This window comes from Streptosporangium sp. NPDC050855, assembly GCF_044456585.1.
Taxonomy (GTDB): domain Bacteria; phylum Actinomycetota; class Actinomycetes; order Streptosporangiales; family Streptosporangiaceae; genus Streptosporangium; species Streptosporangium longisporum.
In genome coordinates, this window is the sequence record NZ_JBITFY010000019.1 from 121,231 (window position 1) to 141,545 (window position 20,315).

Genomic DNA, 20,315 nt, shown 5'->3' on the forward strand with positions numbered 1-20,315 from the left:
GATGAACGCGATCCCGTTCCCCTAGGTGAGGCCGGGAGTCGCGAAGGCTTACGGAACGATTCCGGCTTGCGAACACACCGAAGGGGCCCGATGGCGAGCCGGGGCCCTGGGTGAAGTGCGGCCGGCTCAACGCACAGCTGCACGACGATGACGTGTCCGAGCGGGCGGGGCTTCCGTCGCTCGCGACACGTGCCGGCCGGTTGCGGCTTATCGTCGACGGCTACTGCCGGGCCTCTTCCGGGTTCTTCCCGGGCACGCGCCGGGGATCAGACACTGCCGACGATCAGGTCGGTCAGCGCCGTGACCGCCTCCGCGGCGGTCGCCTGGCCACGGTTCAGCTCACCGGCGATCGCTTCGGCCGCGCCCAGCGCCCCGGTGCAGCGCAGCCGGAGCGCTTCGAGGGTCAGGTTCGAGTGGGGCAGCAGCGCGGCGGCCATCCAGTCCCTGTAGCCGTCGAGCATCTCGTGCTGGATCTCCTCCATCTCCGGGGTGCCCTTCAGCGCGGCGGAAACGGCGTTCCACTCCGGCATGTCGGTGGCACAGGCGAAGTACGCGGTGCTCATGACGCGGGCGATCTCCCCGACGGAGGGCGCGGCCTCCCGCAACGCCTGGGCCGACGCGGCCCGGTGCCGTTCGTCGAGCCTGCGGTAGAGGGCCAGCAGCAGGCCGGAGCGGGTGCCGAAGTGGTCGTAGACGACCGGTCTGCTCACCCCCGCGGCGTCGGCGAGGGTGACCAGCGTCAGGCCGTCGGCGCCCTGGGCGCGCACGATCGTCATGGCGGTGTCGAGCAGCTGTTCCCGTCTGGTCTGCTTGGACAGGCGGGTCGATCCTGCGGCCATCGTCCTCCCTTGCGTCGGCACCCAGCATAAGCTACAAAATGTAAGCTACAGAATGTAGGTTGCTGGTCGAGCGAGAGGACGTCGTCGTGGAACACGCGAAATCCGTACTGATCATGGGTGGATCCGGCCAGGCGGGCTCGGGGGCCGCCGCCGTGCTGCGCCGATGGCACCCGGCGCTGCCGCTGACGATCGCGGGCCGCGACCTCGATCGCGCGCGGCGTGTCGCCGACCGGCTCGGCACCGCGACGGCCACGACCATCGATCTGCGACGCGGCGACCTCGGCCTTCCGTCCGGCCACGACCACTCGGCGGTCGTCGCGGCCGTGTGGGACGACCGTCTGAACGGGCTCCGTTACGCGCAGGACCGCGGGTTGCCGTACATCGGCATCTCCAGCGGCATGGTGGAGGTCGCGCCCGAGGTGGTCGCGGGCGGCCTGCGGGCCGGCGCCGCACCGATCCTGCTGGCCGGCCACCTGTACGCCGGGTTCCTCGTCCTCGCCGTGCTGGAACTCGCCAGGGGGTTCGACCGGGTCGACACCATCCGGATCGGCGCCGTGCTCGACGAGACGGACAGCGGCGGACCCGCCGGCACGGCGGACCTTCAGCGCCTGATGGCCGCCACCTCGGCGGGGTTCGTCCGCCGCGACGGCGTCTTCACCTGGCTCACCGGCCCCGACGCGCAGGCGGAGGTCCCTGGCGTGGACGGCGTCCTCCTGCCCGGCCAGGCCATCCCCACCCTGGACGTCCCGAGCCTCGCCCTCGCGACGGGGGCACCGAACGTCCGCCTCGACTTCGCCGTCGGCGAGTCCGCGAGCAGGCGCCGCGGCGGACCCGCCTCCGCCGAGATCAGGATCGACCTCGAGGGTCTGGATCTCACCGGTGCGCCGCGCCGCACCGGTCACCACCTCCTGCACCCCGAGGGTCAGCGCCCCCTGACCTCGCTCGGCATCGCCCTCGGTGTCGAACGGCTCCTCGGCCTGCGCGGCGAACCCGCGGCGCCGGGGATCCACACCCCCGAGGGCCTGATCGACCCCTCCTACGCGGTCGAGCGGATGACGGAGATCGGCGCCACCTTCGTCGACGTGCCGAGCGGCCGCTGAAACGGTGACCGTCAGGCGGTCGGGCGGTGGTACCGCACCCAGACGTCCCCCCTGGTGTGGCCGGACAGCCGCAACACCGTCCCGTCCGGCGAGGGGGGCCCGGGCGGCCTGTTGTGGACTCGCCGGAACGGCAGCCACCCGCCGGACGTCACCTCGTCGGAGAGCACCTGCCAGCCGGCAGGGACGCGGATGACGATGTCCCCGAAGGGGGAAAGGCACTGCATGTGCATGGTGATCTCGCGGTGCGGGCAGATCGCCTCCCTGAAGTCGATCACCGCGGTGCGCCAGGTGCAGTCGACGTCGATCCGCGCGGGTACCGTCCACCGCCCGGCCTGCCTGACCGTCCGCGTGTAGGTGTGGAGCCGCAGAACGTCCTGAGCGTCCGGTAGTACTACCTCACGTCTGCCCTCAGGCAGGTCGGCGATGACGGCGTCCAGCTCACCGAAGGTGCGGGACGCGTACACCCGGTCGAGACGTTCTGTCAGCTCCTGGATGCTGATGCGCCCGTCACCCGCCGCGACACGCAGCATCTCGGCGATCCGTTCCCGATCATGGTCACTCGCTCGTAACTCCGGCTGCATCTCCATGGCGAAAAGCGTAATGATCAGGGCCTTGCACTGCCAGCGATCGGTGCCGCGCACACTTCCTTCCGGGCCCGGGACGGGTCCCGTCCCGGGCCCGGAAGGAGGGGATCGCGGGCGTGCGGTCAGGGCCTCTTCCACACCCCGGTGGCCACGGCCTCCCGCGCGTAGGTGGCGAAGTCCTTTCCTGGACGTCCGAGGATCTCCTCCACGACCCCGGTGGGTTCGGTGTCACCCTGCGCCGCGAGGGACGCGAAGTTCTCGATCATGGTGTCGATCACCTCCTCCGGTACGCCCTCGGCGCCAAGGGACTCGCGGTACGCGTCCGGGGTGCCGTCGAAGTGGACCGCGGGCCCGCCCGCGTCCCGGATGCGGTCGAGGGCCTCCGGGAACGACAGCGCCTCCGGGCCGGTCAGCGGCAGGACCCGTCCGATGTGGTCCTCCCGGGTCAGGACCCGGGCCGTGACGGCGGCGATGTCGCCGGCGTCCACGAAGCCCTGGCGTGCCGAGCCGATGGGCACGCACAGGCGCCCGTCGATGACGGAGTCGCGGAAGAAGGTCTCGAAGTTCTGGTCGAACCAGTCGGGACGCACGATCGTCCAGTCACACCTGGATTCGCGTACCTGTCGTTCCGCCTCCTGCAGGGGGGTGACGTTCATGATGTCGACGCCGCGGTCCGAGTGGAGGACCACCCTGCGCACTCCGGTCCGGTACGCCTCCGGCATGAAGGACTCCGGCATGCCGGTCCGCTCGGGCAGGAGGACGTACATGGTGCGCACGCCTTCGAGGGCGGGCCTCCAGGTGTCGGGGGCCGACCAGTCGAACCGGAACTCGGCGTGCCTGGTGGCGACCCGGACATCATGGCCGGCGTCGCGCAGCCGGTCGGCGACCCGGCTTCCGACCGTGCCGGTGCCGCCCAGGACGAGGATGGGGTTGCTGTTGGTCATGGCGGAACGCTACGAACAATCGCGGCCGGTTCCTGTCCTCGTTTCGACGCGACACGGGACGAGATGTGTGATCCGCGTAGGGACGCGGTGTGACGTGGCCCGGGAACGGTCACCGGAGGGCGGCCGGATCCGCGCGACGAGGTCCGTGTCCTTCGGGGGCGTCGCGGCCGGAGCGGTCGCGGGCCGAGGAAGAGGTTCCGTCGCGGACGACGCGGGCCGGTCGGCGGGCCCAGCCGACATGGCGTCACGGGCGAGGCCTCCCCTGTTTTTCATCACGCGTTTCCGTGAAAAGGACCGGACATTCTGTGATGTAAGGCGTGATATACCCTGCTGGACCGGTTAGAAAAGGAACTGCGATTGATACGTCTGTAACGTTCACGACCACGAAAAGGAGAACGACGATGGATGAGGCGTGGTACCGGCTGGGGATGCTCCTGGTCCTCATCGCGGGTGTCTGGGAGGGGCCGATGGCGATCGTCTTCCGCCTCTTCACCGACAAGAGACCGAACGTGCTGACCGCCGCGAACTACCTGCCCACCCCCTGGTGCTACGTCGCGGCCGTGGGCGCGATGATCGTCGCCTTCGCCGTGATCGCCTTCCTGGACATCCGGCACAAGCGGACGCCGGCACTCGCGAAGCGATCGGACGCCGAGTAGGGGGCGCTGCACCGCCGGGTGCGACATCGGCCGGATACGCCGCTTGGTACGACATCGGCCGGAGCCTCGTCACCGCCCCGCGGCCCGGGGCTCGCTCCCCCGCCCCGGGCCGACGGGACGGGGCGAATCTCACAAAACGGTGTCAGATACGGCCGCCGAGTCTGGCGTCGTGTGCGGAGTCCCCGTAGTGTCGCGACGTGCGGGCGACACGACGGGAGAGACGATGACGGCCGTGATCAGCGAACTGATCTCGTATCCGATCAAAGGCTGTGCGGGTGTCCCGCTGGGCGAGACGGTGCTGACCCGTGCGGGCCTGGCCCACGACCGCAGCTTCATGGTCGTCGACAAGGACGCGACGTTCCGCAGCCAGCGCCGGGACCCCCGGCTGGCGGTGATCCGGCCGTCCGTCGACGCCCGTGGCGAACGGCTCACGCTCCGCGCCCCCGGTTTCGAGGACCTGCACGTCGCCATCGACCTGGACGCCCCCCGCCGGGAGGTGGACCTGTTCGGCCAGAAGTACCGGGGGATCGACCAGGGCGAGGCACCCGCCGAGTGGCTGTCGTCGGTGCTCGGCTCGCCGAGCAGACTGGTACGGGTGCCACCGGAGCACGACAGGGCCGCCGACGGCCTGACACCCGGAACCTCCGGGTACGCCGACAGCCACGCCGCCCACATCCTCTCCCGGGCCACGCTGGACGAGCTGAACCGGCGGGTGAGCGGGCCCGCGGTACCGATGTCCAGGTTCCGCCCGAACATCGTGATCGACGGGTGGGACGAGCCCCATCGGGAGGACCTCGCCCACCGGGTGGTCGTCGGCGACGCGGAACTCGGATACGCCAAGCTCGCGGTCCGCTGCGCCGTCACGCTGGTCGACCAGGACAGCGGCGAAGGTGCCGGGCCCGAGCCCCTCAGGACCCTGGCCACCTATCGCCGTACCGCCAAGGGCGTCGTGGTGTTCGGCGCCAAGTTCTCCGTCCTGCGCCCGGGACGGCTCGCCGTCGGTGACACGCTGACCGTGCCCGTCTGGGCCGAGTCCCGGCACGGCGAGCCACTGCCCGTCTGACCGCGGTCCCCGTCGCGGCCCGGCCCGTAGGGTCCCGTCACGGTCCGTAGGATCCCGTCACGGCTCATACGGCCCCGGTCCGGCCGTACGGCGGTGGCCCGGCCGTACGGCGGTGGCGATAGTAGCGGCGGGGCGGCGGGGACGGACATTCTTGGGGGCCTTTCATTTCAGCGCTGACGGCGGTCTCCCCTATCGCTCGCCGAAACCGGAACATTCCTCTCACCACGCGGATACGCATTTCTCATCGTCCGTCCTTGACGAATCCCTGCCATTCGGATGCCGTTCTTCGGTGGCGCGTGTTTACATCTCATGTGGTCCACCGTGCCCATGAATCCACCCGCCCCCAAGGAGGGGACCATGCCCGAAGGCAGGTTCTACCGGCGAGGCCATTGGGTCAGGAAACGCGGCTCGAAAGGAAGGACCGGTTCGGGGTGGCTGATGCTGGCCCTGCTGGCCGGAGCGGTGTTCCTGTGGTCACAGGTGTTCGACGGCGGACAGGAGGCACCCCCGCCGTCGCCGCCGGCCGTGGAGACGGCCGGGCCTGACGAGGTCCCGCCTCCCGAACCGACCACGGATCCGGCGGACGAGCCTCCGCCCCCCGAACCGACCGGAGAGCCGTGAGATCCCGGCCCCGGTTCTCACGGTCCTCGCGTTTCCCGCGGCCCTCGCGGCCCTCGCGTTTCCCGCGGCCCTCGCGGTCCTCGCGTTTTCCGCGGCCCTCGCGTTTCCCGCGGCCCTTGCGGTCCTCGCGTTTCCCATGGTTCTCGCGGCTTTTCCAGCCGCGGATGCCCGCCGGGCCTACGGAATGGTGTGCCGCCGCCGTCGTCGTACTGGTGACCGGTTTCTTCGCGGTCAAAGGAATTCAGGCCGTCATCGGCCTGGTTCTCGGCACCTGGTACGTGGGCGTCCCGGTGGGGGTGGGCGCCGTCGCGACGATCGCCGTCTGGACGCGAGGGAGGGTCGTCTCCCACCGGCGCCGGGCCGAACGCCTGCGGGCCCTGCGCCTGACCCTGGCCGACCTGGACGCCATGTCCCCCACCGAGTTCGAGCTGGCCGTACGCGATCTCATGATCCGTGACGGTCTCCGCGCCGAGCACGTCGGCCGGCGAGGGGACAGGGCGGCCGACGTCATCGGCCGCGACCGTCTCGGGAACGTCGTCGTGGTGCAGTGCAAGCACACCACCACCGGCGCCAGGGTGGGGGCGCGGGTCATGTACGAGGTCAACGGAACCGCCGTCTCGGTCCACGGGGCCGACTACGCGGTGGTGGTCACCAACGGCTCCTTCACCCGTGACGCCCGGCAGATGGCGGAGCTTTTCCGCCTCCGCCTTCTCGGCAGGGAGGAACTCGACCGCTGGGCGGCGGACGGGACACCGTTCCAGCACTTCGCGGGCCCGTCGAACCCGCTGCGCCGGTGGCGGCGCCCGCGCCTGCCCTCCACCCGTCCCTGACCGGACGCGTTCAAGAACCGGGACCAGGACCGGGACCATGACACCCGCCCGGTCCGGCCGAAGAGGTTCCTTCAGGAGACGGTACCTGTTAGGTTCTTCCCCATGAGTTCCCTTAGGGAACGTACGGAGGGGAGTCCATCGTGAACCGTCCCGAGGTCGTCTCGGAGCAGGAGTGGCAGGCCGCGTGGGAGGCACTGCTGGTCAAGGAGAAGGAGCACACCCGCGCCCTGGACGCGCTGGCCGCCGAGCGGCGCAGGATGCCGATGGTCCGCGTCGACAAGGACTACGTCTTCCAGGGCCCGGACGGGCCGGCGAGTCTGCTCGACCTGTTCGACGGGCGGCGTCAGCTCATCGTCTACAGCTTCATGTGGAACGACGGCGAGCACTTCTGCTCGGGATGCTCGATGTTCACCGACAACATCGGCCACCTGGCCCATCTCCACGCGCGTGACACCACCCTGGTGCTGGCCTCCCGTGGCCCGCTGGACGAGATCACGCCGTTCAAGGAGAGGATGGGCTGGACGATCCCGTGGTTCTCGTCGCTGGGCACCGGCTTCAACGAGGACATGGGGGCGGGTGACGGGTTCGCGCTGAACGTCTTCCTCCGCGACGGCGACGAGGTCTACCGCACCTACTTCACCACCGGGCGGGGCGTCGAACGGCTCGGCAGCAACTGGACCTTCCTCGACCTGACCCCGCTCGGCAGGCAGGAGACCTGGGAGGACTCGCCCGAGGGCCGGCCGCAGACCGAGCCCTACGAGTGGTGGCGCCTGCACGACGAGTACGCCGGGCGCGAGGCGTGAGCACCGCCCTCCCCGTCGCCGAGCTCCTGTTCGGCGAGGCCGACGCGACGCCGATCAGCACGGACGAGGCGACGGTGAAGCCGTGGGAGCTGGCGCGGGAGTGCCTGCGGACGGCCCCGAAGGTGTGGCTCTCGACCGTGCGGCCCGACGGCCGCGCGCACGCCATGCCCGTGATGCCGGTCTGGGCCGACGACGCCCCCTGGATCACGACCCGCCCGACGTCCCGCAAGGGACGGAACCTTGCCGCCAACCCCTCGTGCGTCGTCACGGTCTCCTCCGAGACCCTCGACCTGGTGGTCGAGGGCGAGGCCGTCCGGGCGCGGGACGAGGCCACGCTCCGGCGGGTGGCCGCCGCCTTCGAGGCGAAGTACGGCTGGGAGCTGGCGGTACGCGACGGCTCCGTGTACGAGGACCACCTTCCCGGCTCGCCCGAGTACGGCTTCTACCGGATCACGCCCGTGCGCGCCTTCGGCTACGGCGCGGACGGCCTGACGGCGACGCGCTGGCGGTTCTCGTAGCGCGGCGTTCCCGCGTTCCCGCGTTCCCGCGTTCGCGCAGTACGGCGCTCCCCGGCTCGGGCAGTGCGGCGTTCCCCCGTTCGTGTGACGCAGCATTCCCCGGCTCGGGCAGCGCGGCGCTCCCGCGTTCGTGTGACGCGGCGTTCCCCGGCGAAAAGGCGACCGCGGCGCGGGTGTGACCGCACCGCCCTCAGGGGCGGGCGGTGCGGTCACACCCCGCCCGCCGTGCTCTCCCACACGATCGACCGGTACGGGATCACGATCTCGGCCGCCGACGTCGCCGTCCCGTCGGCCGAGCAGCAGGCCGTCGACGTCTTGGCCCGCGGGTCGCGGCCGAGCAGGGCGCGCGTCACACCGGCGCCTCCCGGCCGGTGGGCCGTGGGTCACCGCTCCGGGTCCCGGCCCGGCTCCGCCGGTAGGCGCCGGGCGCGATGCCGTACTCCCGTTTGAAGGCGGCGGCGAAGGCGAACTCCGAGGCGTACCCGACCCGGCCGGCCACCTCGCCGAGCACGGCGTCGGTCTCGCGCAGCAGCCGGGCCGCGACGGTCATGCGCCACCAGGTCAGGTAGGTCAGGGGCGGCCGGCCGATCAGCGAGGTGAAGCGCCGGGAGAAGGCCGCCCTGGACAGCCCGGCCCGCGCCCCGAGCGTCTGGACCGTCCAGGGACGGGCGGGGTCGCGGTGCAGGGCGTGCAGCGCGGCACCGATCGCCGGGTCGCCCAGGGCCGCCGCCCAGCCGGTGGCCGTGCCGCGCGCGGCCTGCTCGTCGAACCAGGCCCGCAGGATGTAGAGCAGCAGCATGTCGAGCAGGGCGGGGACGACGGTGCCCACGCCGGGACGCGGATCGTCCAGCTCTCCGCCGAGGAGGTCGACGGCGGCGCGCAGTTCGGGACGGTGCCCAAGGCGGGCGGGCAGGTGGACGATCTCCGGCAGGTCGCCCAGGAGCGGGTGGGCGCGGCGGGCGTCGAGCCGGTACCCGCCGCAGAGGGTCACGGTGACCGCCTGCGACCCGTCCGGCCCGGTCCTTCCCACGGACGCCGAGGCGTAGCGGTCCTCGGACCGGGAGTCGCTCAGCGGGTCGCAGGCAGGCCCGTTCAGCGGGGTGCCGGGGCCGTCCGCCAGCGCGTACCCGCCTCCGTGCGGCAGGAACACCACGTCGCCCGCGTTCAGCACGACGGGGGTGCCGTCAGCGCCGTCGCAGGCGTCGGAGGCGTCGCCGGGGGTGGGGATCAGCAGGCACGATCCCTGCAGGACCACGTGGAAACCGGCCGAGCCGCGCACGGCGGGGAAGCGCTGCCCCCAGGGCGCGTACCAGCGGACGCACGCCGAACGGGGCTCCCCGGCCCGGGTCGCGGCGACCACGTCGCTGAGCACGTCCATGGCGGGAGTCTAGACAGGGGCTCCCCGAAGACGGACACGTATGAGAACGAGACTCATCCGCATTGGCCGTCTCTTCGTCCCCTCGTACGGTTGGGCGCAGGTGAAACGACTCGACCGTTGGGAGCCTTTCGATGACGCGGCGACGCAGGACCCTGGTGCTCGGAGCGACCGGCACGGTCGGCCGGCAGGTCGTGGCGCGGCTCCTGGAGACGGGCGCCGAGGTCCGCGCCCTGGCCCGTGACCCCGGCACGGCCGGCCTGCCGGACGACGTGCAGGTGGTACGCGGCGACCTCGGCGACCTCGGCGACCCGGGTGACCTGGGTGCCCTGCGGGCGTCCCTGGACGGGGTCGAGGCCGTGTTCCTGCTGTGGCCGTTCGCCACGGCCGAGGGGGTGCCCCCGCTCCTGGACGCCGTCGCCGAACATGCCCGCCGCGTCGTCTACCTGTCCTCGGCGGCCGTACGCGAGCACGAGCGGCACATCGAGCGGATGATCGAGCGGTCCGGGCTGGAGTGGACGGTCCTGCGGCCGCACGCCTTCGCGGCCAACGCCCTGCGCTGGGCCGGGCAGATCCGCGCCGAGGCGGTCGTGCGCGAGCCGTACGGCGCGGCCGCCATGCCCCCGCTGCACGAGCGGGACCTCGCGGCGGTCGCGGTGCACGCCCTGCTCGGCGACGGGCACGACGGCGCGACCTACGAGCCGACCGGGCCCGAGACCCTGACCCAGGCCGAGCAGGTACGCGTCATCGGGGAGGTGACCGGCCGCCCGGTGCGCTGGGAGGAGGTCTCACCGCGGGACGCGCGCCGGCGGATGCTCGACCTGGGCTGGCCGCCCCCGGTCGCGGACGGCGTCCTGGCGGCCCAGGCCGCGCTGGTGACCGAGCCGAGGGCCGCCACGGCCACGGTGGAGGAGATCACCGGCACCCCGGCCCGCACGTTCCGCACCTGGGTGACCGACCACGCGGACGCCTTCACTCCCCCGTGAGCCGGCCCGCGCCCCTGACCTGGCGAGGGCGACAGGGGGCGACGGAGGGCGACAGAGATGACGCGTCCGTCATCCCTCGCGCCGGTGGTCGGCGAGGACCTCGGACGTCGCACGCCGCCCCACGTCGGCGAGCACGTGGTTCCTGGCGCGGTAGTAGTTCTCGGCCGTGAGCCCGAAGCACAGGGCCCAGCCACGCCCCCGCGCCCACGTCGCGTCGTCGACGGCGGACGCCTCGCGGAACGCGTCGCGCGTCCCGGCCGAGAACAGGGTCCAGGCGGCCATCATGTCGCAGGCGGGATCGCCGACGCCCAGCCCGCCGAAGTCGATGACGGCGCTGAGCGCTCCGTCGCGGACCAGCAGGTTTCCCGGAAGCAGGTCGCTGTGCACCCAGACGGGGTCGCCGTCCCAGGACGGAGACCGCAGGACGTCCTCCCACGCCGCGGTCGCGGCGTCGGCGTCCACCGCACCGTCCGCGGCCAGTCCGCGGACGGCGGCCCGGACGTCGTCGTCGCGCGCGCTCACCGGCCCTCCGCGGAAGGAGAGCGGCCCGCCGGTGGCGTCGAGACGCCGCAGGGCCGTCCCGAAACGACCCAGTTCGGCCGCCGCCCGTTCCAGGTCCGCGATGGGCGCGTCGTAGGCGTTCTCGCCGTCGAGCCAGCGGCACACCGACCAGGGCAGCTCGTAGCCCTCGCCGGGAACGCCCCTGCCGAGGACCTCGGGCACGGCCAGCGGGAGGTGCGGGGCCAGGTACGGCAGCCAGCGCTGCTCCGTGCCGACCTGCCGGGCCGCACCGGGAAGCCTCGGCAGGCGGACGACCATGGTGTCCCCCAGCCGGTACATGGCGTTGTCGGTACCGGCGGAGCGGACCTTCACCACGGGCAGGTCCGCCCACCACGGGAACTGCGCCGCGACCAGCCGGGCGACGAGCGAGGTGTCGATGTCGAGCTCGTCGGCGTGCATCTTCGTACCGGACACGGATCTCCTCGGCCTGGACCGTGCTCGACGTCGGCACGGGCTCGACGTCGGCACGGGCTTGACGGCACATCACCGGGGCGGAGCCTAGCCACCGGCGCCGCGTCGCCGCCACGGCTTTTGAAGGCACCGGACGGGCCCCGGCCGGTGACGGCGCTGACCGTCAGGCCGGAGACCGGTGAGCCCGTCCCGGTGATCGCGGTGGCCGTCAGGGCCGGAGACCGGAGGACCCGTCCCGGTGACGGCCCACGACGGCCCCCGCACGACGGCGCCGTGTCCCATCCGTGCGGGCGACGATCCCGGTGTTCATCGCGCGACCGCCAGGACCAGGGAGGCGACGGCCAGCGCGAGGTAGACCCCCGGGAAGGCGATGTTGTGGAACACGCGAGCGCGGACGTGGACGGCGACGGCGCCGACGAAGAACAGGCAGAGCCCGGCGGCGGCCGCGACGCCGACGGGCCGGACGCCCAGCAGGCCGAGCAGGAGCCCCGTGGCCCCGGCGGCCTTCAGCGTGGCGAGCACCGGGAGCCACGACGGCGGGACCCCCACCTCGGCCCCGTTGGCCAGGACGAACCCGGCCCGCGCCAGGTCGGCCACGGCGATCCCGGCGTTGACCACGATCGTGACGACGGTGACGACCACGTAGGCGGTGAACATTCGCGCGGCCCCGGTTCAGCCGAGGGCCCGGTAGGCCCCGAGGACCTCGAACGGCCGGGGCTCCGGGGCGGGTCCCACGACCCACCTGGCCACCGTCGCCTGCAGTCGCCGCGCCGCCTCCATGCCGGGCAGCGGGTTCTCGGCGCCCTCGTCGAGCTCCAGCAGGGCGACGAACTCGGTGCCGCCGGCGCGGCGCAGGTAGGTGTACCGGATGCCGTCCGGCCGCCGCTCCTCCACCTCGGCGAAGGCCGCCCGGACGACGTCGGCGACCTCCTGCGCACCCTCGTCGGCCACCTGGTAACGGATCATCAGAACGGGCATGGCGTCTCCTCGCCGGTCGTGGACGGTGGCGAGCCGCCGCTCGCCGCGTCAAGCCTCGACGAGGGCCGGGAACGCGTCCAATATCCGTATCCATAACCTGGAGGCATGGACGTCGACACGCGGTTGCTGCGGTACTTCCTCGCCGTGGCGGAGGAGGGGAACCTCACCAACGCCGCCGGGCGGCTGTTCGTGTCGCAGCCGGCGCTGACCAAGCAGATCCGGCAGCTGGAGACCCGGCTCGGGGTGCGGCTGTTCACCCGGTCGCGGACCGGCATGGTCCTCACCGAACCGGGCCGGGCCCTGGCCGAACGGGTGCCCGCCCTGCTGGCCGGCTGGGACCAGGCGCTGCGGGAGACCAGGAGCACGACCAGCAGGGTGGCCCGGGTGCTGCGGGTCGGTTTCCTGGCCAGTGCCGCCAACGAGGCCACCCGGCACATCATCGCGGCCTTCGCCCGGCATCGGCCGGGGTGGAGGGCCGACATGCGGCAGGCCGCGTGGTCGAACCCGACCGCCGGGCTCGCCGCCGGGGACGTCGACGTCGCCCTGCTGCGGCTCCCCTTCCCCGGCCAGGAGACCCTGCGGGTGGAGGTGCTGTTCACCGAGCCCCGCTGCATCGCGCTCCCCTCGGCGCACCCGCTCGCCACGCGCGACCTGATCTCCTTCCCCGAGCTGTGGGACGAGCCGTTCGTGGCGGCACCGGCCGAGTCGGGCTGGTGGCGGGACCACTGGCTGGCGGCCGACGAGCGTGACGGCCGTCCGGTCCGCGTCGGCGCCGTCACCGACCGGCCCGACGACTGGCTCAACGCGATCGCCAACGGTTACGGCATCGCCCTGGCCCCCGAATCCGCCGCCCGCTTCTACGCGCGTCCCGGCGTCGTCTACCGGCCCCTCAGCGGGGTCGGCCCCAGCCGGGTCGGCGTGGCCTGGGCGCCCGCCGACGACACCGACCCCGTCGTCGGAGACTTCGTCCACTGCTGCCTGGCCGCTGCGGCTTCCCGCCACGACGAGACCGGCACCGCCACGTTCCGACCGTGAACGAGCGGGTCACACGAGTCTGGTCCGGTAATTGCCCGCCGAGGGGAGCGGCCTTCACGCTCTGCACAGACAGCAGCGGTCGAAGTCGAAAGGCTCCGCTGACGCCTCCTCCCAGATCCGCTCCCGGTGGGGACTCCAGGAGTCGAACGTGATCAATCGAACGATCACGAGAGCGACCACTGCATGGGCACCGGCCTCGTACAGGGCGGAAGCGGCACTTTGCACATGAGCACCGGACACGACCAGGTCGTCCACCACGAGCACCCGCTCACCGTCGATCCGCTCGCCCGACACCCGAAAGGCATCCGGGTGCGAACAGCGCTCCGCGAGCGCGCGTGCGTTTTCGGTGTCGGGCAGCAGGAGCGGCTTGTACAGGCCCTTCAGCGCACCAACCATGGAGATCACCCGCGACATCGTGGAGGACGTCTCGGTGCACCGGCTCGGCCGGGTACTGGGAATCGTGGTCACCCGTGTGAAAGGACCGCCTGCGACTCCTGCCAGGCAGCCGGCATGTGCCCGGTAGAAACGCGCCAGCGTCGCGGCCATCAACTTTTCCGACCTTTTCCGGGCCTGAGAAGGATTGATGGATCTGTAGGTCACGATCCTGTAGAGCTGGCTTTCGTCTCCTTTCTTTACGGCGAGCGAGATGGGCACTACATGCTCGGCGTGCCGACGAACACTCCTTGTAGTGAGGTCGCAACTGGCGCAGATGTCGTACGGCTCTCCTGTGAAGCGATCGTCGTTCGGTCCTGTACGGCAGATCCGGCAGACCCCGGGACGTACTGCCGGAACGTTCCTGTAGAGCGGGAGGACGCGATCGGTTATCGCCTTGTCGTCACCCATGTTCAGTACACGGTCGGCTGGGAGGTCATATCTACGATATTGACCGCCTGCCGACATAGGGCGTCAATATCTTGAACGGTAGTGATGCCTCCCCGGAAACCCGCTTGAGCGATCCATGGTTGTTCCTGGTGAAGCCTCTGATGCACGAATACATGTTTTCCCGTTTTCAGGGCGCCTTCGACGCACCTGAAGGAGAAGCCGTTTTCGCGGCCGTCGACCACATGGACGGCAGCCGCCAAGCCGCAGGTCACGATACGTGTCAATTCCACCGTCCGCTGCGTGAAAGCGGTATCGGGCCAGAACTGGGAGACCAGCGCGCCGTCGGCGGCTATCTCCTTGGCCATACTGGCGTACTCATCGACAGTTGCCGGCTCATTGATGCCAGAGGCCAGGACGGCGAGCGTACGCCCGCCAGCAGAAAGGGCGGCCTTGTGGATCGCTACATCGATCTCGGACCTGAGACCCGCGACGATGGTCAGACCGGCCCCGGCCAGCGCGCGAGCCGCTTGTACGGCCTGGTCGATGTCATGTTCGCCGATGACGGCGACCGCCCGGTAGTCGTTCGCGAGCAATCGGCCACGAATCCACAGGAAAGGCTGGAGGTCATAGGCCAATTCGAGGTTGCCCGGATATTCTTTCTCCAGCACAGTGATCAGTTGAGCACCACGAGTTCGGGCGTCCGCGATGAGCCGCTCGGCCCAGGCCAGGTCCCCCGGCCGGAGGTTACGGACGACATCTGCGATATGGGCCCGATCGTCTTCGTCCAGGCCGATGAAGTCACCGTCCACCAGGCGTAGGGCGCCGCATCCGGCCCGAATGACGCGAGCGGTGTGATGCCACTGCCCGGCGGTGGCCTTGGTCAAGGCGAGTACCGCAGCCTTTTCCTTGATCGATGACATGCTGATCACCATCTCGAATGCGGATTCAGGAATGAACATGAGTTCGGGGACCGACAGGGGACAGACGCAGGTGATGCGTTGAGGAGTGGATTCCCATCGTGCCGGGACCGGTGCGCGGATGTGCGGTTTCACGGAGGTGACCTATACCGTGTTGGGGACTTGACGGCCCCGACGCCGAGGCGGCCACCTGCCGGGTCACGCGGTGGACATGGCCGGTTCAGGCGTCCAAGGGAAGGCCGCCACGGCATCGGCGAAGTCGTTGAACCGGTTTCCCGTACGGTGCGGTCAGGAGGATCGGGTCGTGCGTCACGGCACGATCCCTGAGTGCCCTCGCCGTGTCCACGGGACCGGACGCCGCGAGGTGGCCCGACCGAGGGGAAGGCGACCGTGGTCGAAGTGGTGACCGAGCGGCTGGTGCTGCGTCGCTGGCGTACGGAGGACCTGGAACCGTTGGCGGCGATGGACGGGGATCCGGAGGTCATGCGCTTCATCGGCGACGGCTCGGTCCGTACCAGGGAGCAGACCGCGGCCACGCTCGCGTTCATGGAGCAGGGCTGGGAGGACCGCGGCTTCGGGCTGTTCGCCGTGGAGCTGCGCGAGACCGGGGAGTTGGCCGGTTGGGCAGGGCTGGCGATCCCCGCCTTCCTGCCCGAGGTGCTACCGGCGGTGGAGATCGGCTGGCGGCTGGGCCGGCGTTTCTGGGGGCGGGGCATCGCCACCGAGGCGGCCCGGCAGGCGCTGCGCTTCGGGTTCGTCGAGGTGGGCCTGGATCGGATCATCAGCATCTGCCGCGTCGACCACTCCGCGTCGGCCCGCGTGATGACGAAGCTGGGCATGCGCCAGGAGCGGGAGACGGTGGTCCCCGGCCAGGGGCGGTCGGTGCGGGTCATGGCGATCACCCGCGGTGAGTTCGACGCCGGCCACGGCGGCTGAGCGGATCGTCGGAGCCGGGCGCCCGGCACACCGTCACCGCGTTCCCGCTCGGACGGCGATCGGACACGTGATCGACGACCGCGCGGGCGGAGGGCCGCCGTGGCGGGTTCGGGTGTCGAGCCCGGCCGGGGGTGAGGCGGCCTCGGTGTCCGCGGCGGGCGGCTCGCGCGCCGACGCGTGATCCGCCCCGGCCGTCGGGACCGGGCGGGTCAGGCGAGCCTGGCGAGCACGATGCCGCCGACGATCAGCGCGATGGCGGCGATCCGGCCGGCGTTGAGCGGGTCGTCGTGCAGCACGACGCCGAAGGTGACCGCGCCGACCGCGCCGATGCCGGTGAAGACGGCGTAGGCGGTGCCGACCGGGATGTCGTTCATCGCCCTGGACAGCAGCCAGACCGCACCGGCCGCCAGGGCGAAGCAGACCAGGGTGGGCAGCGGCCTGGTGAAGTTCTCCGTCGGTTTGATGCTCTGCGACCAGGCGATCTCGACCAGCCCGGCGAGCACCAGGATCGGCCAGCTCATCTCTTCGCCTCCTCCAGGACCCGCAGCTCGGCCGCGGCCCGCGACTCGGCCTGCCCGTCCCGCAGGTGGGAAAGTCCCGGGTCGATCAGGGCGTTGGTCAGCTCCGCGTGGACGAACACCACGTCCTCGACGCCGAAGTGTCCCCTGAAGAAGTCCCGCAGGTAGCGCTCCTCGTGGTCGACCGGCTCGCGCGGGGTTCCGGGGCCGTAGGCGCCGCCGCGGGCCCCGGTCACCACGAACCGCCGCCCGGCCAGCGACATCCTGGGGAACGTCACCTGGTCGAGCCATGCCTTGAGCGCCGAGGGGACCGAGTAGTTGTACATCGGCGTGCCGATGAGCACCACGTCGGCGGCCACCAGCTCGTCCAGCAGCGGGGCGAGGACCGCCCACGCCTCCCGCTGCGCGGGGGTGCTCACGGCCTCCCGGTAGCGGCCGATGTCGGTGATCCCGTGCGTCAGCACGTGGTCGCACAGCTCGGTCCACGCCTCACCGATGTGCGGTACGGGGTCGGCCGCCAGATCGCGGTAGGTGTAGTGCCCGTCCGGATGCGCCGCGCGCCAGGTCTCGGCGAACCTGCGCGAGAGGTCCCGGGAGACCGAGTTCCTGCGGGCGCTGGCGTCCAGGTGGAGCAGATGGCTCATGGGGGTCCCTCCAAATAAGCGGACACGATGTCCACTTAGAGGATCGTACGCGATAAGCGGACAAGGCGTCCAGATATGCTCTGGGGCATGGAGAGAGCCGACGCCGCTCGCAACCGCGCCCGGATCCTCGAGGCGGCGGAACGCCTGTTCGCGGCCGAGGGTGCGCCGAACGTCACCATGGAGGACATCGCGCGCGCCGCCGGGGTGGGACGCGGCACCCTGTACCGGCGCTATCCGGACCGGGCGTCGATCGCCCTCGCCCTGCTCGACGAGCACGAGCGGGTCCTGCAGGAGAAACTGCTGCGCGGCGCCCCTCCCCTGGGTCCTGGCGCGCCGCCCGCGGCCCGACTGTCGGCCTTCTACACCGCCGTGGTGCGGTTGCTGGAGGACCACGCCCACCTGGTCCTCGGCGCCGAGACCGGCCGTTCCCGGTTCGCGACCGGGGCGTACGGCTTCTGGCGGGCGCACGTACGGTCCCTGCTCGTCGCCGCGGGGGTGCCGGACCCGGACGCGCTCACGGACCCCCTGCTCGCCCCGCTCGCCCCCGAGGTGTACGGCTTCCAGCGCACCGACCGCGGGCTGACCCCCGAGCAGATCGCGGCCGCCCTGACCCGGCTGGCGAACGGCGTCCTCGGCGGGCCCGGGTGACCCGGACGGCCACCGGTCCTCACCCCTGCCGCAGTGCCCTCCGTACCTCCATCAGCGCGAACCCCAGCAGGTTCGGCCCGAGCCACTGCTCGGGCCGCCCGGCGCGCTCGTCGTCGGCGGCCAGGCCGATCCCCCAGACCCTGTCCACCGGGCTCGCCTCGACCAGCACCCGCTCCCCCGTCCCCAGCAGGAACTCCCGCAGCTCCGGGTGCTGGGCGAACTTGGCGAGGTTGCCTCGCACCACCAGGTCGAAGCGGGCCTCCTCCCAGGCCCGCTCGTCGAAGCCGCGCACCCGCCGCCCCAGGTCCTTGGCCCGCTTCGGGTGCTCCGCCGCCACGATCTCCGCCGCGGTCTCCTCGTCGCCGAACAGCCGAGCCTTGCCCGCCATCATGAAGTGCTCGGCGGTGCGGTAGACCACCCCGTCCACGGTGAAGTCCGCCGGCCACCACTGCGACAGGCACCCGGTCCCGACCCCGCCGGAGCGCGGCGGCCGGTGCCCCCAGAACATCAGGTACCTGACGCGCTCACCCCGCTCCACGGCCGCGATCAGACTCGCCACGTCACGCACGCCCGCCACCTCCGTCATGCGCGCCACCCTGGCAGACCACCACCGCCGGCGGCCAGCGGATTTCCCCGCGTTCCCGGTCGTCCCCCGCCTCCGGCCGTGTCCGCCCGCACAATCGTTCAAGACCGCCGAGGGCGTCACGGGTTAGAACGGTGCCCCACTCGGGAGGGCAACATGGACGTCGGCTTCGTCGGTCTCGGGCTCATGGGGCGGCCCATGGCGCTCAACCTGGTACGCGCGGGGACACCGCTCGTCGTGTGGAACCGCACCGCGGAACGGACCGGGCCGCTGCGCGAGGCCGGGGCGACGGTGGCGGCGAGCGCGGCCGAGGTGTTCGAGCGGGCGCGCGTGACCTTCCTGATGCTGGCCGACGAGGCCGCGATCGACTCCGTCCTCGGGCGCGGAACGCCCGGGTTCGCCGCGACCGTGGCCGGGCGCACGATCGTCCCCATGGGCACCACCACGCCCGTCTTCTCCGCGGGCCTGGAGGCCGACGTCCTGGCCGCGGGTGGCCGCTACGTCGAGGCGCCCGTCTCGGGGTCGCGCGCGCCCGCGAAGGCCGGACGGCTCGTGGCGATGCTGGCGGGCGAGCCCGCGGCCGTCGAGGAGGTCCGCCCGCTGCTGGGGCCGATGTGCCACCAGGCCGTGGACTGCGGCCCGGTGCCCAACGGGCTGCTGATGAAGCTCGCGGTCAACGTGTTCCTGATCACGACGGTGACCGGCCTGGCCGAGTCCTTCCACTTCGCCGACCGGCACGGCCTCGACCTCGAACGGCTCCGGGAGGTGCTGGACTCCGGCCAGATGGCCAGCGACATCTCCCGGATCAAGCTCGGCAAGCTGATCGGGCAGGACTTCGCCCCCCAGGCGGCGATCGCCGACGTGCTGAAGAACAACCGGCTCATCGCCGAGGCGGCGCGGAAGGCCGATGTGGCCTCGCCGCTGCTGGACGTCTGCCACGCCCTGTTCGGGGAGACGCTCGCGCTGGGGCACGCCGACGACGACATGGCGGCCGTCGTCCACGCCATCGAGGCCAGGACGCGGGCCGTGCGGGACCGGTCGTAGCCATCGCCGCGACCACGACCGTCAACGCCGGGCCGTGAGCGCGGTGGTCCAGCGGGCGGGTGTCAGCCCGTAGGCGCGCTTGAACATCCTGGTCAGGTGGCTCTGGTCGGCGAAGCCCGCGGCCTGCGCGGCGGCGCCCGGCGGCGTCCCGCCCGCCATCAGCAGCCGCGCCCGGTCGAGCTGCCGCATGGTACGGAACCGGGTCGGGCTGGTGCCGTACGCGGCGCGGAACTGGCGCGCGATCGTCCACCGGTCCAGGCCCGAGACGGCCTCGAACTCGGCGAGCGAGTGCCTGACCGCCGGGTCGGCGACGATCAGCTCCCGTACCCGGGAGAGCGCCTCCAGCGCGAGCGGCTCCCGCCTGACGGCCCTCGTCCCGGAGTGCCGCTCCAGCGCGTCCGCGACGAGCAGCGCGATCTCCAGGCGTTCGGCCTCCTCCAGCGGACGGTCGATGTCGGCCAGGCAGGCGGCCAGTGACGCGGGCATCCCGCCGGGCCTGACCACGGGGTCGGCGACGAACGGCAGCGGCCTGCCGCCCAGCGCCTCCTGCACCAGGGACGGGTCGAGGTAGACGATCCGGTAGCCGAACCCCTCGTCGGTGCCGGCCGCGCCGTCGTGGACCTCGTCCGGGTGCAGCACGTGCCACTCGCCGGGCAGGCAGTGCCGCAGCTCACCGCGGTAGCGGAAGGTCTGCACGCCCCTGAGCGTCATGCCGATCGCGTACGTGTCGTGGCGGTGCGGCGCGAACGCCGTGCCGACCAGCGACGCCTCCAGCCGCTCCATCCCGGCCGCGCCCGAGCCGAACCGCAGCCGGTAACCGGGCCCGCTCACCCGCTCCATCTCCCGGACGCTACTACGCGCGGGGCCGGTCGGCACCACCCCGCGCGCGGCAGGCCGGG

Annotated in this window: 26 protein-coding genes; 12 read left to right on the forward strand and 14 right to left on the reverse strand. The window is 71.8% G+C overall.

Features of this window, described 5'->3' with window-relative positions; translation table 11 throughout:
• Positions 1-266: 266 nt before the first annotated feature.
• Positions 267-839 carry a TetR/AcrR family transcriptional regulator gene (locus ACIBCT_RS31580; RefSeq protein ID WP_399194798.1) on the reverse strand — a complete coding sequence of 191 codons (573 nt, stop codon included), beginning with the start codon at positions 837-839 and terminating at the stop codon, positions 267-269.
• Between the two features lie 59 nt (positions 840-898).
• Between ACIBCT_RS31580 and ACIBCT_RS31585 the strand changes: the two genes are divergently transcribed.
• Positions 899-1,939 carry a hypothetical protein gene (locus ACIBCT_RS31585; RefSeq protein ID WP_399194800.1) on the forward strand — a complete coding sequence of 347 codons (1,041 nt, stop codon included), beginning with the start codon at positions 899-901 and terminating at the stop codon, positions 1,937-1,939.
• 11 nt (positions 1,940-1,950) lie between these two features.
• Here ACIBCT_RS31585 and ACIBCT_RS31590 read toward each other — a convergent pair whose 3' ends face one another.
• The gene (locus tag ACIBCT_RS31590) at positions 1,951-2,526 is read right to left on the reverse strand and encodes a DUF1707 domain-containing protein (RefSeq protein ID WP_399194802.1); all 576 of its coding nucleotides are present in this window, start codon (positions 2,524-2,526) and stop codon (positions 1,951-1,953) included.
• Positions 2,527-2,645: 119 nt separating this feature from the next.
• Positions 2,646-3,467: an SDR family oxidoreductase gene (locus ACIBCT_RS31595; protein WP_399194803.1), complete on the reverse strand. Its 822-nt coding sequence runs from the start codon at positions 3,465-3,467 to the stop codon at positions 2,646-2,648.
• Between the two features lie 401 nt (positions 3,468-3,868).
• On the opposite strand from ACIBCT_RS31595, the gene ACIBCT_RS31600 reads away from it, so the two are divergent.
• From ACIBCT_RS31600 to ACIBCT_RS31625, 6 genes are all read left to right on the forward strand, one after another.
• Positions 3,869-4,123: a hypothetical protein gene (locus ACIBCT_RS31600; protein ID WP_399194805.1), complete on the forward strand. Its 255-nt coding sequence runs from the start codon at positions 3,869-3,871 to the stop codon at positions 4,121-4,123.
• A 223-nt stretch (positions 4,124-4,346) separates the two neighbouring features.
• Positions 4,347-5,186 carry an MOSC domain-containing protein gene (locus tag ACIBCT_RS31605; protein WP_399194807.1) on the forward strand — a complete coding sequence of 280 codons (840 nt, stop codon included), beginning with the start codon at positions 4,347-4,349 and terminating at the stop codon, positions 5,184-5,186.
• A 357-nt stretch (positions 5,187-5,543) separates the two neighbouring features.
• Positions 5,544-5,807: a hypothetical protein gene (locus tag ACIBCT_RS31610; RefSeq protein WP_399194809.1), complete on the forward strand. Its 264-nt coding sequence runs from the start codon at positions 5,544-5,546 to the stop codon at positions 5,805-5,807.
• Between the two features lie 212 nt (positions 5,808-6,019).
• A complete protein-coding gene (locus tag ACIBCT_RS31615; protein ID WP_399194811.1) occupies positions 6,020-6,637 on the forward strand; it encodes a restriction endonuclease in 618 nt (205 codons plus the stop codon).
• A gap of 140 nt (positions 6,638-6,777) precedes the next feature.
• Positions 6,778-7,440 (forward strand): DUF899 domain-containing protein, encoded by a 663-nt coding sequence (locus ACIBCT_RS31620; protein ID WP_399194813.1) that lies wholly within the window; start codon positions 6,778-6,780, stop codon positions 7,438-7,440.
• A complete protein-coding gene (locus ACIBCT_RS31625) occupies positions 7,437-7,958 on the forward strand; it encodes a pyridoxamine 5'-phosphate oxidase family protein (protein WP_399194815.1) in 522 nt (173 codons plus the stop codon). Before ACIBCT_RS31620 ends, ACIBCT_RS31625 begins: the two co-directional genes overlap by 4 nt.
• A 209-nt stretch (positions 7,959-8,167) precedes the next feature.
• Here the strand turns inward: ACIBCT_RS31625 and ACIBCT_RS31630 are convergent, their stop codons facing one another.
• Both ACIBCT_RS31630 and ACIBCT_RS31635 read right to left on the reverse strand, forming a co-directional pair.
• Positions 8,168-8,311, reverse strand: coding sequence for a hypothetical protein (locus ACIBCT_RS31630; RefSeq protein WP_399194817.1), 144 nt, complete (start codon positions 8,309-8,311; stop codon positions 8,168-8,170).
• Positions 8,308-9,336, reverse strand: coding sequence for an AraC family transcriptional regulator (locus tag ACIBCT_RS31635; protein WP_399194819.1), 1,029 nt, complete (start codon positions 9,334-9,336; stop codon positions 8,308-8,310). Before ACIBCT_RS31635 ends, ACIBCT_RS31630 begins: the two co-directional genes overlap by 4 nt.
• Positions 9,337-9,467: 131 nt before the next feature.
• On the opposite strand from ACIBCT_RS31635, the gene ACIBCT_RS31640 reads away from it, so the two are divergent.
• The gene (locus ACIBCT_RS31640; RefSeq protein ID WP_399194821.1) at positions 9,468-10,319 is read left to right on the forward strand and encodes an NAD(P)H-binding protein; all 852 of its coding nucleotides are present in this window, start codon (positions 9,468-9,470) and stop codon (positions 10,317-10,319) included.
• Between the two features lie 69 nt (positions 10,320-10,388).
• Here the strand turns inward: ACIBCT_RS31640 and ACIBCT_RS31645 are convergent, their stop codons facing one another.
• The 3 genes from ACIBCT_RS31645 to ACIBCT_RS31655 form a co-directional block, all read right to left on the reverse strand.
• On the reverse strand, positions 10,389-11,294 hold the full coding sequence (locus tag ACIBCT_RS31645) for an aminoglycoside phosphotransferase family protein (RefSeq protein ID WP_399194823.1): 906 nt from the start codon (positions 11,292-11,294) through the stop codon (positions 10,389-10,391).
• 303 nt (positions 11,295-11,597) lie between these two features.
• The gene (locus tag ACIBCT_RS31650; protein ID WP_399194826.1) at positions 11,598-11,948 is read right to left on the reverse strand and encodes a DoxX family protein; all 351 of its coding nucleotides are present in this window, start codon (positions 11,946-11,948) and stop codon (positions 11,598-11,600) included.
• 15 nt (positions 11,949-11,963) lie between these two features.
• On the reverse strand, positions 11,964-12,269 hold the full coding sequence (locus ACIBCT_RS31655) for a hypothetical protein (RefSeq protein WP_399194828.1): 306 nt from the start codon (positions 12,267-12,269) through the stop codon (positions 11,964-11,966).
• Between the two features lie 105 nt (positions 12,270-12,374).
• On the opposite strand from ACIBCT_RS31655, the gene ACIBCT_RS31660 reads away from it, so the two are divergent.
• Positions 12,375-13,304, forward strand: a complete 930-nt coding sequence (locus ACIBCT_RS31660) for a LysR family transcriptional regulator (RefSeq protein ID WP_399194830.1) — start codon at positions 12,375-12,377, stop codon at positions 13,302-13,304.
• Between the two features lie 54 nt (positions 13,305-13,358).
• On the opposite strand, the gene ACIBCT_RS31665 is transcribed toward ACIBCT_RS31660, so the two are convergent.
• A complete protein-coding gene (locus tag ACIBCT_RS31665) occupies positions 13,359-13,709 on the reverse strand; it encodes a hypothetical protein (protein WP_399194832.1) in 351 nt (116 codons plus the stop codon).
• A gap of 440 nt (positions 13,710-14,149) precedes the next feature.
• Positions 14,150-15,178 (reverse strand): DNA-processing protein DprA, encoded by a 1,029-nt coding sequence (locus tag ACIBCT_RS31670; RefSeq protein ID WP_399194834.1) that lies wholly within the window; start codon positions 15,176-15,178, stop codon positions 14,150-14,152.
• A gap of 255 nt (positions 15,179-15,433) precedes the next feature.
• Here ACIBCT_RS31670 and ACIBCT_RS31675 point away from each other — a divergent pair, with 255 nt between their 5' ends.
• On the forward strand, positions 15,434-15,979 hold the full coding sequence (locus tag ACIBCT_RS31675) for a GNAT family N-acetyltransferase (RefSeq protein ID WP_399194836.1): 546 nt from the start codon (positions 15,434-15,436) through the stop codon (positions 15,977-15,979).
• Between the two features lie 209 nt (positions 15,980-16,188).
• On the opposite strand, the gene ACIBCT_RS31680 is transcribed toward ACIBCT_RS31675, so the two are convergent.
• Both ACIBCT_RS31680 and ACIBCT_RS31685 read right to left on the reverse strand, forming a co-directional pair.
• On the reverse strand, positions 16,189-16,500 hold the full coding sequence (locus tag ACIBCT_RS31680) for a DMT family transporter (protein ID WP_399194838.1): 312 nt from the start codon (positions 16,498-16,500) through the stop codon (positions 16,189-16,191).
• Complete coding sequence (locus ACIBCT_RS31685; RefSeq protein ID WP_399194840.1) at positions 16,497-17,141, reverse strand: FMN-dependent NADH-azoreductase; 645 nt, start codon at positions 17,139-17,141, stop codon at positions 16,497-16,499. The genes ACIBCT_RS31680 and ACIBCT_RS31685 overlap by 4 nt, the downstream gene beginning before the upstream one ends.
• A gap of 87 nt (positions 17,142-17,228) precedes the next feature.
• On the opposite strand from ACIBCT_RS31685, the gene ACIBCT_RS31690 reads away from it, so the two are divergent.
• Positions 17,229-17,789, forward strand: a complete 561-nt coding sequence (locus tag ACIBCT_RS31690; protein ID WP_399194841.1) for a TetR/AcrR family transcriptional regulator — start codon at positions 17,229-17,231, stop codon at positions 17,787-17,789.
• A 19-nt stretch (positions 17,790-17,808) separates the two neighbouring features.
• Here ACIBCT_RS31690 and ACIBCT_RS31695 read toward each other — a convergent pair whose 3' ends face one another.
• Positions 17,809-18,375 carry an NADAR family protein gene (locus ACIBCT_RS31695; RefSeq protein WP_399194843.1) on the reverse strand — a complete coding sequence of 189 codons (567 nt, stop codon included), beginning with the start codon at positions 18,373-18,375 and terminating at the stop codon, positions 17,809-17,811.
• A 153-nt stretch (positions 18,376-18,528) separates the two neighbouring features.
• Here ACIBCT_RS31695 and ACIBCT_RS31700 point away from each other — a divergent pair, with 153 nt between their 5' ends.
• On the forward strand, positions 18,529-19,416 hold the full coding sequence (locus tag ACIBCT_RS31700) for an NAD(P)-dependent oxidoreductase (protein ID WP_399194844.1): 888 nt from the start codon (positions 18,529-18,531) through the stop codon (positions 19,414-19,416).
• A gap of 21 nt (positions 19,417-19,437) precedes the next feature.
• Here ACIBCT_RS31700 and ACIBCT_RS31705 read toward each other — a convergent pair whose 3' ends face one another.
• Positions 19,438-20,256, reverse strand: coding sequence for an AraC family transcriptional regulator (locus ACIBCT_RS31705; RefSeq protein WP_399194846.1), 819 nt, complete (start codon positions 20,254-20,256; stop codon positions 19,438-19,440).
• Between the last annotated feature and the right edge of the window lie 59 nt (positions 20,257-20,315).